This window comes from Geobacter sp. OR-1 (assembly GCF_000813145.1).
Taxonomy (GTDB): domain Bacteria; phylum Desulfobacterota; class Desulfuromonadia; order Geobacterales; family DSM-12255; genus Geoanaerobacter.
In genome coordinates this window covers 1-12,927 of sequence record NZ_BAZF01000021.1, presented here as the reverse complement: position 1 = coordinate 12,927, position 12,927 = coordinate 1, and the positions used below count along the sequence as shown (strand labels likewise).

Annotated in this window: 10 protein-coding genes; 3 read left to right on the top strand and 7 right to left on the bottom strand. The window is 50.0% G+C overall.

All coding sequences use genetic code 11. The annotated features are described in order from the left end of the window. Positions 1–41 precede the first annotated feature (41 nt). From OR1_RS17045 to OR1_RS17015, 7 genes are all read right to left on the bottom strand, one after another. Entirely contained in the window at positions 42–536 is a 495-nt protein-coding gene (locus tag OR1_RS17045; RefSeq protein WP_041973486.1) for a DUF2569 family protein, read from the bottom strand. Positions 537–600: 64 nt separating this feature from the next. Continuing rightward, positions 601–1,203 carry a hypothetical protein gene (locus tag OR1_RS17040; RefSeq protein WP_041973484.1) on the bottom strand — a complete coding sequence of 201 codons (603 nt, stop codon included), beginning with the start codon at positions 1,201–1,203 and terminating at the stop codon, positions 601–603. Positions 1,204–1,289: 86 nt separating this feature from the next. Further along, positions 1,290–6,341: a caspase family protein gene (locus OR1_RS17035; RefSeq protein ID WP_041973482.1), complete on the bottom strand. Its 5,052-nt coding sequence runs from the start codon at positions 6,339–6,341 to the stop codon at positions 1,290–1,292. A 19-nt stretch (positions 6,342–6,360) separates the two neighbouring features. Continuing rightward, a complete protein-coding gene (locus OR1_RS17030) occupies positions 6,361–8,013 on the bottom strand; it encodes a DUF6531 domain-containing protein (protein ID WP_041973479.1) in 1,653 nt (550 codons plus the stop codon). Between the two features lie 107 nt (positions 8,014–8,120). Further along, positions 8,121–8,441: a hypothetical protein gene (locus OR1_RS17025; RefSeq protein ID WP_041973477.1), complete on the bottom strand. Its 321-nt coding sequence runs from the start codon at positions 8,439–8,441 to the stop codon at positions 8,121–8,123. 27 nt (positions 8,442–8,468) lie between these two features. Then, the gene (locus tag OR1_RS17020) at positions 8,469–9,029 is read right to left on the bottom strand and encodes a hypothetical protein (RefSeq protein WP_041973475.1); all 561 of its coding nucleotides are present in this window, start codon (positions 9,027–9,029) and stop codon (positions 8,469–8,471) included. 84 nt (positions 9,030–9,113) lie between these two features. Beyond that, a complete protein-coding gene (locus OR1_RS17015; protein WP_041973473.1) occupies positions 9,114–9,803 on the bottom strand; it encodes a hypothetical protein in 690 nt (229 codons plus the stop codon). A gap of 223 nt (positions 9,804–10,026) precedes the next feature. Between OR1_RS17015 and OR1_RS17010 the strand changes: the two genes are divergently transcribed. The 3 genes from OR1_RS17010 to OR1_RS22155 all read left to right on the top strand — a co-directional run bounded on the left by OR1_RS17010 (position 10,027) and on the right by OR1_RS22155 (position 12,767). Then, on the top strand, positions 10,027–11,514 hold the full coding sequence (locus OR1_RS17010; protein WP_041973463.1) for a DUF6531 domain-containing protein: 1,488 nt from the start codon (positions 10,027–10,029) through the stop codon (positions 11,512–11,514). Positions 11,515–11,545: 31 nt separating this feature from the next. After that, positions 11,546–12,310: a disulfide isomerase DsbC N-terminal domain-containing protein gene (locus tag OR1_RS17005; protein WP_041973461.1), complete on the top strand. Its 765-nt coding sequence runs from the start codon at positions 11,546–11,548 to the stop codon at positions 12,308–12,310. A 145-nt stretch (positions 12,311–12,455) separates the two neighbouring features. Then, on the top strand, positions 12,456–12,767 hold the full coding sequence (locus tag OR1_RS22155; protein WP_152609948.1) for a hypothetical protein: 312 nt from the start codon (positions 12,456–12,458) through the stop codon (positions 12,765–12,767). Positions 12,768–12,927: the final 160 nt, after the last annotated feature.

Below are 12,927 nucleotides of genomic sequence, written 5' to 3'. Positions count from 1 at the left end.
GCTGATTGAAATTGTGGCGCTGCTGAAGAAGAGATCGCAGGTCAACGCACAAAAGTCCCTTTCACCCGTTTTGAGGTAGCTAGATAGAGTATCAATGTCGTGTAGCCAACAAACTGGATCATCACCCCATCACTGTAATCACTGCCGATTAAAAATATTTCGGCTATTGCATTTGCAATCAAACCAATGCCCAGCAGCTTTGGGAAATATCGATTTTGCTTCAGCAGCAGCATAAGCGCTATGGATACAGTGATGAACATGAGAGATGAAGCAATAATCATCCATAAACTGTCATTACGGACATGCCCACTCAAGTTCATGAAATCATTTGCGGAGAAGAAGAGAGCAGCCCCACTGCCGATCAACAGTGCAAGCAGATAGATAATAACCAGATACAGGGCTCCGCCAATTTTATCATAGCTGGCTGGAGAGACCGGAGAGGTTTCCTGTCGTTCCTCCAACTGCAGATATCCGCAGCTACAGCGGATGCTGCTGTCATCGTTTTCCGCAGCGCATTCGGAACAGTTCCAGGTCATATGATCACCTCGGTAGTGAGGAATATATATTTTGCCAGACCACTTCTGGTCATTAAGAACGACACTACAAAAGCTTCTCCAGCATCTCCCCAGGCATGCGAAAACACAAATTGTAGTTGATGATGAACTTGTGCCAATCCTTAATTCTTTTCACCTTGCTGTAATCAATGGTTTCGCCTCCACAAAACTCAGCGTCAAAATAATTCTGAAGGTCAGTGCCATAGATGATTATGTCTGTTTGTTGGGCCGAGTAGACCGGATTCCCCTCTTCATGCGGGTAGTCGGGGATGTACCGGTGGGAATAAACCGGGATCAGCTTCGGGAAACCCTGGAAATACTCTCTGATGACCCCTTCCCGTGCATCTTTTTCCCTCGGTCGCTTGCCGCATTCATCAACCCAGAAGTCATTGTGGTGAACATCAAAGAGAATCCCTTTGATAGGCCTTTCCATTGCGTCTATTATCGCTTCCGAGTCGTACTCCCGCCAGTTGTAGAACCCGTCGCTGACCGGCAGTCGATAACGGTAAAGCTCTTCCAGGTCAGGAGGGAATCTGAAGTCGTGAAATGCGTATATTTCCAACAACTCGGAATCGGTGAGCCCTGACGCAAACAGGACACCTGCTGACGCCAGTTTGTCATGCAAATGTTTGATGGCAGACGGTTCCATGCGCATGTCCCTCTTTATTGGTTAGTGATATCCACTGATGACTGCAGCGAGGGGAAAATACTCCCATACATTTTTTGAACCATTCGTTATTGAGACAAAATCAGCTCTCTCGGTTCTTTTCGGAAATCGAACAGGGCCGGCTGCTGCAATGCGTTGTTCTGACCGAGGAGTGTACCGCCATCATCCCGGGACTGAACTTTTGCCTCTTGCACAGGACTCCGAAACGAGGTGTTTTTTATGGATTGCTGGAGCTTCGGTACGCGCCATACCGCGTAAGTCAGCCACTCTTTCAGCGTTATCTTCCCGTCTTTAGATCTGTAATAGGCACGGTTCGCCTTCAGACCTTCTTCTACCAGTACATAGGTCATAATGCCATGTTTAAGCATACTATACTCTTCAGCATTATTGTCTGCCTGTGAGGCCGCGAGAATACTGATTCCTTTGTCATAGGCGAGTTGTCCAAGCCCGCGGCTCCCCATTGGACCGGGCTTGAACTCTCTGGTGCCGACAACAGCAGCAGAGTGGCAGGAATCAATAATAATTGTCATGTTCCCGGCATCAATGTCGCGTAACCAGTTAGACAGGAGATTGCTGGAGATATAGCTCTCGCTATTGGTTACCGGGCTTGCCGTTGCTATGTAATATTTACCGTTATCAGTATTGCCATGGCCTGAGTAGGTTATGATTACTACATCATCCGGGGTAACGGCACGGAGTCTGCCTGCACCAGGAATCTCATCCCGGATCTGCGCCGTTACCGGTCGACCGGCAAGCAGGTCGAAAACACCTTCTATCAGCTCTCTTCGGGGCAAATTACTGGTTACGTTTATCCACTCACCAACATATTCGCTTGTTTCTTGTTTCGTCTCACTATTTACGGACTTCACGTTTTTCATACTCCAATTTCCGTTATTCGTGAGGAGTACTGGGATGATATCCTCTTTGGCAAAACCACCTAAACCTTTGATTTTACTGGGGAGAGTCTCAATGTATGAGATAGCATCTGCTGGAGGAAACTGCAGATCGAATTTCGAATCCGTGTACTTACCAACCCCTATGGCGACGATATATGCCCTTCGGACTGGCCGCCCCTTAGGAAGAAAAAAGGTGATCGGTGGTGAGGAAGCACTTTTGATCCGATCGCTATTGAATGCATAGGCGGTGAAGCTGGAGTTGTTCTTGTCTCCCTCGACATACGGGAGGGCAACAGTAAAAGTTTTGGTGAAGCTGTTACCGGTGAGCGGCAGGTTGTCATCCGCATAGCCGACCAGCTGGCCGTCGCGGAACAGACGCAGATCTCTAAGACCGCTAACCCGACGGTTACGCTCCATCTGTTTTGCGGAGACAGTTACCAGTACATGTGAAGGATCGTTGGGCACGGGCTCAATTTTATCCACTGTAACTTCAGGCTGGATACGATTCAAGGACAGCGGCGAGGTGATTGCCGGCAGATTGGGATTTTCAGATAGCAGCCTGGCCAGCAGTCGTGGTTCGTAGTATTCCCGCATGAATGCTTCCACCGGCAAAGGGGTGAACGGTTCATCCGTCATTATCCAGTGCAGTCCTTTGATGTCTTCGAGGTTGTTGGTGTCAAAGCGGCCGTCTGGTGCAACCACCGCCCAGGTGCCATCGGAGAAGGAGACCATGCTTGCCACTTCCGCACCGGTAGAAGTAGCGATAATCCTGATCAACCCGGCATCACCCGGCACTGCGGCAAAGGCTCCACTGGGAGAAAACGTTTCATTTGTGAAAGCTTGATTGTCAACCTTATAGCTGGCTATTTCGCGCTTTTCAGGAAGATACCAGAGCCGCTCTCCTTCAAGACTGTTGCCGGTGAGCAGATAGTCGCCAGTGGCGGAGAGAGCCAGCCGATCTACTGCGTTGGAATGTTCTCCCAGTTTCTCCAGCGCACCGGTATCCGTGTCTACAATGGTCACCGGACCTTCCGGGGCCGTCATGACCAGTTTATGACTATTCGGTGCAAATGCGAGTGCTACCTCGGCACCGCTGTTCTTCGGCATTTTTCTCAGTTTCATTGTCTGCAGATCAAAGGCGGTTACGGTGCCGTCCAGGGAGCTGACCGCTGCCTGACTACCGTCTGAATCAACGGCAATCGAGACAATCCCCCGGTCATGACCTTCCAGCATAAACCTACGCACAATTTCACCCGAGCGGCTGTCAAGGATATAGACGAGGCTGTCGTCGCTGCCGACCAGCAGTCGGTTGCCGTCCGGAGTATAGGCAAAGGGGGTACCCAGTGCGCTTACCCGGGAAATTTTAGCCCGCGATGCTGCAGTTGAGCCGTCCCAGAGCCGGAGGGTGCCGTCGTCATGGAACGTTGCCAGTGATTGCGCATTTTTGGACAGGAGGAGGGAGACAATGCCGGGCGTTGCGAGTTGCAGGCGGGAGGTTTCCCGCTCCTCGGCCATGTTATACACCACCACGTTGCCGGTGCGACTATAGACGGCAAGATGACGTCCATCACTGGAGAAGGCCCAGGATACATCCGTATCAGTGCCTGCCGGTCTAATCTCCACCTGCTGCATCGACCCGTTGATCGACCAGAGCCGGACTGTGCCGGCAGTGGTGGCCGTTACCAGCAGATTCCCGTCCGGGGAGAATCCTGCCGGTGAGCGGCTGTCCAGCAACCCTTTCATAGTGCGAACATGAGCAAAGTCTGCCAGGCTAAGCTCACAAATGGCGCCATCATTCCCTGCTGACAGGAAACGATCCCCTGGAATAACGGCTATCGCCCTGGTTTCGGCATCCTTCTGCTGAGAGCGGCGGGTTACCTTACCTGCGTTGAAATCGACCAGCTGAGCCCCTTCCTTTTCCACCCCGGCGATAAATGCCAGCCCTGTCTGCAGAGGAGCCAGTGACTGAACCGTGCCGCCGGTTGCAACAGAGGCAATTTCGACATTGGATGCCAGGTGCCAAAGGCGCGCTGTGCCATCCGCTCCGCCACTGGCAAGAAACCTGCCATCAGCGGAAAACGCCAGAGATGTCACCGGGCCGCGATGACCGTTAAGCAGATCACGCCGAAAAGTTGTGGAGGTATCGTACAGCCTGACGGTTCCATCGACAGAGGCAGTCGCCAGGCGCAGCCCGTCAGGGGCAAATGCAGCTGCAGTGATGGCGGCATATTTACTGTCAAACTTGGCCAGTTTTTCCAGAACGGGAAAACTGAGCAGAGGTGCAGATAGTGCGGTGCCACCGACGAGAAGATGAACTCCGTCTGCCGAAAGGGCCAGGGTATAAATTTTCCCTTCCAGTACCTGTTGCTGTTTTTTCTGTTCTCCAGTTGCAGGGTCCCACAGCCGCACAATACCGTCATCGGCGCCGCTGATCAGTGTCTTGCCGTCGCGGGCAAAACAGAGCCCCCGTACTGGCAGCTTATGGATAAAGCGGCGCAATTCCCGGCCGCTCTCCAAATGGCGGAGAATGACGATACCGTCGGCACCGGCGCTGGCCAGGAGGGTCTTGTCAGGTGACAGTGCCAGTGCGTTCACCACCCCCTCATGGCCGATCTGGGCAACCAGGCGAGGAATAGCGTTTGAGCTCTTTTCCTGCGGTACGTTTACTGCCGCAACTTTCTCTGTTGTGGGGAGTTCAGGGGCTAGAGAATGACGAGTGGAACCTCTCTTAATATTCCCTTGCAAGCTATCCAGTGCAGCTATCGCAGCCGCAAGCCCGGACTTTTCCCGATGAAATGCGGCATACTTGCGCATCTGGTCTCTGGACGGGGAGTTGATGGCAAACATCCGGCGGTACTCATTAATGGCCTCATCATTCTTGCCGGCTTTCCCCAGTTTGTCCCCCTTCAGTTCCGGCAGACGCCGGGAGCCAGGATACTGGCGGGCATATTCTTCCCGCAGGGTATCCAGTTCAGCGGCATTACTCTCCCCGTTCAGCAATTCTTCGGCGGTTTCATACAGTGTCGTGGTGATTTCAGGGAAGGTCGCCCTGATCTTCCGGTAAAGGGTGTGCGCTTCCTGTTCTCGTTGGGCTTTGTGAAGCACTGTGAGCAGTTGTACCTGATGCTGAATTTTTTCGGGATGCCTTTCGGCAAACGCCCTGGCAAATTCCAGGGCCTCCCGGCAGTGCCATTCATTCATTTCCAGGTCGATGCGAGCTGCGGTGAGCCCTTCGTGGTCAGGCCATTTCCGGTTCAGCTCTTCCAGCAGCGGATCGGCCGCGTTATCGTTGCACCTTACGAGCAGCTGGTAGCGCCGCAAGCCGATCTGCTGTTCCGCATCCGGCAGATTACGCAGCCGCACACTGCGGACGATGACCCGGTCGGCCTCATCATTGCGATTCAATTTGCGCAGGGCAAAGGCATGATCATCCCAGGTGCCGGTCATGAACGGGAATATTCTCGCTGCCTCTTCGAAGGTCTTAGCCGCTTGCTCATACTTTTCCATTTCATTCAGCCGTTTGGCGAGGAACAGCAGGGCAAATGGATCTCGGGGATGGGTTTTCAGCCAGTCGTTGATGGAGGTAAACATTACTTCAGTCGTAAGCGGACTGGCCTCAAGCATCGCCAGCAGAAAGCGCTTACTGCCCTTGTCTTGCAGGATGTGCCCTTTCTTAAGTCGTAAAATAAAGTCTGCTCGCAACCGTTCATCTTCTTCGAAAACATTGAAGGTTCTCCACACAATCCAGAAAATATCTGAACCGGTAGCCAGGGCCTGTTCGGCGTACTGCAATGCCTCCGTGTATCGGGTCTGATCCATTGCAGCCCATTGCAGGGGAAGCAGCAGCATCGGATTGGATTTCTTGCCGAAGCTGGCAGGCGGGTATTTGCCCAGCATCTCCCGGTAGCGATCTTCGTAGTCAAGGGCGGCAATATCCTGCCATTGGGCTAGAACCTTTCTGAGTTGGGGATTTGTTATCTTCTGGTATGCCTCACGAACATTTGCTCCTCCGCCATGCAGCTGTTCCCAGATATAGGGTGAAAAGATGAACGGTTTTGGGGAAACAAGGTCTTTCTCCACCGACTTCAGCACAGTGTCTGTCTTGCCCTCAAGGGTCATGGCCGCCCATCGGGTGAGTCGCGAGTCGGAGAAATACTCTTTGCTCATGGCGGTGCCAGGGAGGGTGAGAATAACCAGCAACAGCAAACTGAAAATGCGTATCATGGGCAGAACTCCTTTACCCTTAGAAAGAAAGTGATATTCCGGCAGGTTTGAGAATCTTCTGCAGTTGCTGAACCGTCGCGCTGATCTGAAGAGCGACTTCCTCGCCGCCCGGGGAATCAACACCTGCAATTTCACCGTCGGCAGTATAGGTGACAGTAATGTCGCCCACTCCCTTCAGACTGATTTTCAGCGGTTTCGAATTTTCGTTGTAGCTGATCGCCAGTTCACCTTTATCAGAATTCATTGTTGCTACCCTGCCTTGGGGGTCATAGGTCAGCTTGATTTGACCGACATCATCGTTGTGTGCCGTAACGAGATTTCCTTTCGTATCATAGGAGAACTTAGATTCTTCAATATCGCCGCTTTTCCGGTCGGTTACCCGCACCCATGACACCTTGTTCAATGTCGTGTGGTATCCCATCTCGGTTCTGGTTGACGGGGTTTCCTTCAGGGTTACCTGTCCCCAAGGATCGTAAGCAAATCGCACCTCTTTGCCATTGCGGGTTATTTTGAGCGGCTGTTCGTTATCGTTGTATTCTGTGTCGGTAATGTCAGCATCAATATTGCTTATCAATCTGCGGGTGTATTGTATGCCGTTGTCCTGAACCTCGAAGAAATATTCATAGGATGCTGAAGACAGCCTGACGTTTTCCTTGCCGGTAATAATACTTTCAACCTTGTAGCGCAGGGGATCACGCAGATCATAGGTATAGCTGGTTAGCGTACCGTCAAGGTTTTTTACGCTGCGCACATTTTCATTGTACGCCATGCCGTAGTAACTGATCTCCACACTGGTTCCGTCGCTGTAGCGGATTGACCGGAGATTATGCCTCCGGTCATAATCGTATTCGTAGACATTACCATCAATATCCCTGGAATAGATCAGCTGCTGGTGCTTGTTGTAACGATATTCGGCGGCTTTACCCTTGTTGTCTGCAGCGCTTACCAATCGCCCCTCACTGTTGTAAGCAAGGGAGATCCAGCGGCCCTGGTTATCACTGATTCTACTTATCCTTCCCTTGTCGTCATAGCTATAGGCAAGGTAATTGTCGTTACTGTCTGATGATTTCCGCAATCTGCCGTGGTTGTCATACTCCTCTGTTTTCCCGTTGCCCAGATACCTGAGGTAGCCGTCACGGGTTTTCACTACATACGTATGGCCATTGTAGTTGCTGGTGAAGATCGTTCCCACCGGCAGTCGCCGTGGCTCTACCAGCCCCATGGAAACGGCGTGCTTCCATTCGGTGTCCCTGAATTCAATATTCTCCTGCAGCTTCTTCCGGTATGCGTCCTGCTCCGCTGGTGTGGAAAATTTCTTCAGGTCAACGAGTCTCAGCAAATTCTGCCGCATCAGTTCGGGTTTCTCGTCAGGCGGGTAAAAGTGCACTTCGGCACCGCCGCCAAACTCATTTACAATTAGCGAGCCATCGGCAGCAACGCCCAAGTTGACTTCGAGCGCGCTCCCCCAGCCCCAGCCAAAAATTCCATAAGCCGGACTCTTTGAATTATAGACCCGCTCTATCTCGGGTTCCTTGCCACCACCTGAACCGATGTCCCGAAACGAGGTGAAAAAATTCCCGTTCCTGAGCGACACATTCCCCCAGGCTGCTGCGGGCAGTTGCAACAGCAGGCTGAGCAGGCAGATTGCCAGAACATGGATTAATTTAAACATGGATCTCCTCCTCATTGCCGGTAGGTCTTTTCGGGGGCATTGCAGCGACAGGCACGCTAAGCAAGATCTGGCAACGGTATTGACTTCGGCTCATTCCCAGTCAATGATCAATCGCAATTTGGACTGCCGGTGCACTTCTTCTCCTGCGTCCGTGGCTGCTCCTGCTGCTCCGGAGAATGCCCACAATTGCTTGTTTCGCAACCCTTTTCAGTGCTGCGCACGCTGCTGACAAAATCGCTGATGTTCATCTCCCGGCTGCGTGATTGCGGGGAAGTCTTGACAGGGGTGGATGGCGCCGGCACCGCTTCTTGCGGTTGATTTTCCTGATTGCGGCAATTGTCATTATCACAACCTCCCCAAGCCAGTGGGGCGGCAAGAAGGATGGCAACTACGGTTATAACAATGGTGCGGCTGAGTGCAGGTTGCATGGGATGGCCTCCTGAGTATATGAAAGTCTATTTGCAGCTGATACTGCGGTAGATATCATCAACAGTCTTCTTGTAGGCTTTCTCTTCATGTTGCGTAAATAAAGATTTCAACAGATATAAGGTTCCACCGCAGGGTGCGTACGTAATGCGTGAACTGAAAACTGCTTTCTGTCCAGCAAGGGTGTAGCGTAATCCGGCCTCGTAGCCCTTCACTTGTGAATTCAGGGATACTTTTGTCAGTGGGAGCCAGTCAACAAGCTTTCCGTTGACCTCCTCAAGCCAGCTTATGCGCCCTTCCCGAAAGTCTTTTTCTTCTTTTTCGGGGTCATCAAACTCTATAATTTTAACATCTGTTGCTACAGGAGTAATGGAAACAGTCGGCCTGAAATTATCCTTTTCCGGGCCGTTTATCATCAACGGCATTCCGAATAAACCCTCCACAGCTGTCCACCCCTTGGGGACATTAAGAGAAATGTTGCTGCCTTCAAGATTGAAGCTGAGTTGTTCTCCAAAACAGCTTATGGTTGCGAACATTTGGGCAAGGAGGATAACTGCACTCAGGGTAACTATTCTTCTAATTGATTTCATGATGGGCTCCTTTATTCTTAATGGTATGTATCAATGACGGAAACTCGGGTAAAATCTCCCAACTATTTTTTGCCCGCACTGCATTTACTTGCAAAGTTTCTGATATCCGGTCCGTTTGTCAATTTTGGTCCACCCTTTTGTGAATCCCTTTTCGCTGCTGTTGTTAATCCTGACCTTCTTACTGGCGCAATCAACTACAATGTCGTTAAATGAAAAATGTACTGTGCTTTCGTAACTTTCGTAATCGAAGTCAGCTTGTTTGACCAATATCGTGGTTGAAACGGTGTCACCCTGTCGCCGGGTTGCCTCTGGGCAGTTTAACGCAGATGAGGATATGCTTATTTCGCCCAGATATTCACTGCATTTCTGTTCATACTGGTTATTTTCCAGATAGAAGGTCACCTCTGGCACTAGCATTGCCTGCCCCAAATCATTTCCGGACGCTTTGTCGCGATAGTTATTCTGAAACATCTCCCGCTTATAACTGACTGTATCCCCAGCTAAAAGGGATTTTCTGTTCTTTGGGGCCTGCCAGAATTTCTCGCCGGTCAGTTTCTTTGCTACCAGCCAGTAAGTTCTGTTGGCGTTATCCTTGACATTGATGAGGTGCTGCCCACCGGATTTTAAGCTGGAGAGGACAGTTGCGGTAATTTCGTAGCCCGTTAGCAACTTCTCGGGCGCTTGCGTCGAACTGTTCCCACGTCCGGGAAAGCAACTCAATGCGATGACTGCGGCAAATGTAATGGCCAGGTAGCGGATTGAACTGAATAACATGATCCCTCCGTGTTGAGGATGGTTAGTAACTAACCTGATGAGTAATGCGCCAACTCCCTGAACATGTACTGGCGGTTCGGGCCGAAAGTGCCGAATTTTCCCACGGTTAAAGTGCCTTGTCAAATAATCGCTTTCGACTCTAAAAAATATTTGGGAGATTTTCGAAGTGCCGCCGTCATTGTTATTATCGCGGTCATAATCGAGTAGTACGGAGGGTTACAATATGAAACGATTGCTCAATATATTAATGGTTACCGTAGTGGGGATGATCTGGCTGACTGCTCTGCCGGTATCTGCTGAGATGCTGCCCCGCACCGGTGATTACCGGTTGGTGCAGACTGATCTTGGTGAAGTTGACAACCAGGGTACACGACTCACCCGCTATTATCACTCAAGCTGGACGGAAAAAGGGATGTTCGGCCCGGGCTGGATAACTGACTTTGATCTGAAAATTACGGTGGAAAAGGACGGGTCTCTTTCTCGCATGGATCCGTGTACCGGTGAGAAATCACTATTTCTGCCGGATAAGGGAGCTGTAAGTGAGGGTGAAGGGGCAGCTTATACCAGTGTCAGCTGCAGATGTCAGCAGATTACCGTTACAAAATCCGGTTACCTGCTTACCTCGAACGATCGGCGAGAAAACTACTCTGCCGATGGTTTGCTGCAATCTGTCACTTACAACGGCGGGAGCCAGGTAAACCTGGTGAGGGACAAGGGTGGCCGTGTTGTCGAGCTGAATGACGCCTCGGTTGGTGATTACACCCTTTCCTACGGTGCGAACGGCTTTGTATCTGCCGTACATCTTGGAGAAGAGCTGATCGCCCGCTATTGCTATACGCCGAATGGTCGCCTGGCATCAGCTTCCATATCGGGAGAACTGGAGTATGTCTTTGACTATGATCAGGGTTTGATTACGCATTTAGCCTATAACGACAGCGAGGAATGGGTAGATTATTACAGCTCTGACAAGCCGCAACGGGTCAAATTGTTTCGAACCTCTGAAGGATCGGCCAGTCGTTACACCTATCGCACGATAACCCCTGATGCATTAACCTACCTGGTGACCGTCGAAGAAAAGCAGGATGGAGCCTCAGTTGGCAAACTGGAATACCTGTACACGGACCGACTCGAAGGCGCTCACCGATTTCTTGCACGGCTTGTCGAATCCAGTGATGGCGAGGTTGTGCGGGAAACAACCTATAACAGCTTTATGCTCCCCCTTGAGGTCAAGTCGAACGGGCAATCCAGGATTTATCGTTATGATGAGCGTGGCCGGGTGATTTACGCCGCATACCCTCAGGCGCTGCTTGAATTAGACTATGACCCTGCAAGCGGGAAGGTAAGCCATGTGCGGCACGTTGATCGCGAAGATGGCGAAGAGATTCTTGATACCTATTACCGTTACGATGGCAGCAAGAACCTGATTAAAGCGCATGACAGCAGCGGCAAGGCAATAACTCTTGCTTATGGAGCAAGGAACAAGATCATAACGATTGAGGAAGGCGATACGAAGATCAATTTCCGCTACGGTCGGCATGACAGGCTGGAAAGGGTGGAAGTGGTCGGAGTTGGCGTTATCGATACCATCTACGACGATATTGGCAACATGCTGACGTTACCCAGTGAAAATGGAGAGAGCGCTGCGCTCAAGGTTACGGAAACATTCAACACGCTTATGGGGATGACCAAAGAAGCAGAAGTCAGGTTTTGACAGATCCTCTTACACGAAAGGAAACGGGCAAATGAAAATATCCAAACTGTTACGGGTAAATGCCCTATCGCTGTTCGCGGGCATGCTATTTTCCATCAGTATTGTTCATGCAGAAGACTCCGAACTGGTCAAAGTGAGGGAAAGTTTTGTTGCGGCCTGGCCGGATGTAAATATCCAAGGAGTAAACCGCACAGCAATCAAAGGGCTGTACGAAGTGGTTACCGAAGAACGTGTGATGTACTATCTGCCGAAAACTGATCATGTAATTGCCGGAAGAATGTATGACAAAAACGGCACTGACCTGAGTGCATTAGCCATCGAAAAAGCTGCTGCCGAACGGTTTACCCAATTGGCAAAGTCCAAGGACAAAGCAATAAAGGTCGGCACCGGACCTATCGAAGTTATTGAAGTGATTAATCTGGACTGTGCTTACTGCCGACAGATGGAGCGCTTCTGGAAAAAGAGGACTGATGTCACCCGTTACGTGTTCCTTGACACTGGTTCAGCAGACACTGAATCAATACAAAAGGCCAAGCTGGTGCTTGCTGCCAAAGATCGTTCCAAGGCACTGTTCGAGGCATTATCCGGTAAGTACGACTTCAGCGATGAAATGCCGGCGCAGATAAATGACAACGGATTACAGGCACTGCATCAGCAGTTGGTTGGTGAAGCCGCCATTTCCGGCACACCGGTATATCTCATCAAAGGTAGATTTGTAAATGGCGCAGAAGTTGATAAAATCGAGGATATTCTTTGCGACAACGATGAAACTAAAGTCTTACCGACAACCCAATAATGTTGTATTTCATGGAGAAAAATTATGCTTGGCGAAGTCTGAGAATAAGGGAATAATGGCATTCTCGAAATTCTTCCAGAAGGGATTTCACGAGTAGAAATCATTAATAAGTAAGTCTGTTAAATACATAAACAGGGGGTGGACTATGAAAAAATTAATTAATGGATTGGTGATATTAGTATTTATATCAATTAATAGTTCGAGTGCATTTGCGGGGGATTATGATAAATGTGCAAAAATAGAGGTATACACTTCTAAAGAAGATTATTGTAATACGAAAGTTACTAATGTCAGGGTTATGAACGTTTGTAAATTTGATATTAAAGTGCATATCTCTTTAGAAGATGATCTAGGCGCTACTACTCCTTATTTAGACGTAATTGAACCTGGGTGGACTTCGAAATATTACCGACAATGCTCAAACGGAAAATATAGTGTATGGGCTGAAAAACTATAGTCTAAATTATGATATGGCTTTCATTTGAGTGAATTCCCCCCTACAGGAGAACTCCAATGGCTATAGAAACAGCAATCGAGATATCTAATGATAGTGATATTTCCCCGAAAGCAAAACATCAACTGGTAGCAAGGCAACTGCGAACCTACTTAACCAGTAT

What these genes read in the sequence shown, in the direction of transcription:
- OR1_RS17045 (WP_041973486.1), bottom strand. Translation starts at nt 536, where the DNA reads ATGACCTGGAACTGTTCCGAATGCGCTGCGGAAAACGATGACAGCAGC.
- OR1_RS17040 (WP_041973484.1), bottom strand. Translation starts at nt 1,203, where the DNA reads ATGGAACCGTCTGCCATCAAACATTTGCATGACAAACTGGCGTCAGCA.
- OR1_RS17035 (WP_041973482.1), bottom strand. Translation starts at nt 6,341, where the DNA reads ATGATACGCATTTTCAGTTTGCTGTTGCTGGTTATTCTCACCCTCCCT.
- OR1_RS17030 (WP_041973479.1), bottom strand. Translation starts at nt 8,013, where the DNA reads ATGTTTAAATTAATCCATGTTCTGGCAATCTGCCTGCTCAGCCTGCTG.
- OR1_RS17025 (WP_041973477.1), bottom strand. Translation starts at nt 8,441, where the DNA reads ATGCAACCTGCACTCAGCCGCACCATTGTTATAACCGTAGTTGCCATC.
- OR1_RS17020 (WP_041973475.1), bottom strand. Translation starts at nt 9,029, where the DNA reads ATGAAATCAATTAGAAGAATAGTTACCCTGAGTGCAGTTATCCTCCTT.
- OR1_RS17015 (WP_041973473.1), bottom strand. Translation starts at nt 9,803, where the DNA reads ATGTTATTCAGTTCAATCCGCTACCTGGCCATTACATTTGCCGCAGTC.
- OR1_RS17010 (WP_041973463.1), top strand. Translation starts at nt 10,027, where the DNA reads ATGAAACGATTGCTCAATATATTAATGGTTACCGTAGTGGGGATGATC.
- OR1_RS17005 (WP_041973461.1), top strand. Translation starts at nt 11,546, where the DNA reads ATGAAAATATCCAAACTGTTACGGGTAAATGCCCTATCGCTGTTCGCG.
- OR1_RS22155 (WP_152609948.1), top strand. Translation starts at nt 12,456, where the DNA reads ATGAAAAAATTAATTAATGGATTGGTGATATTAGTATTTATATCAATT.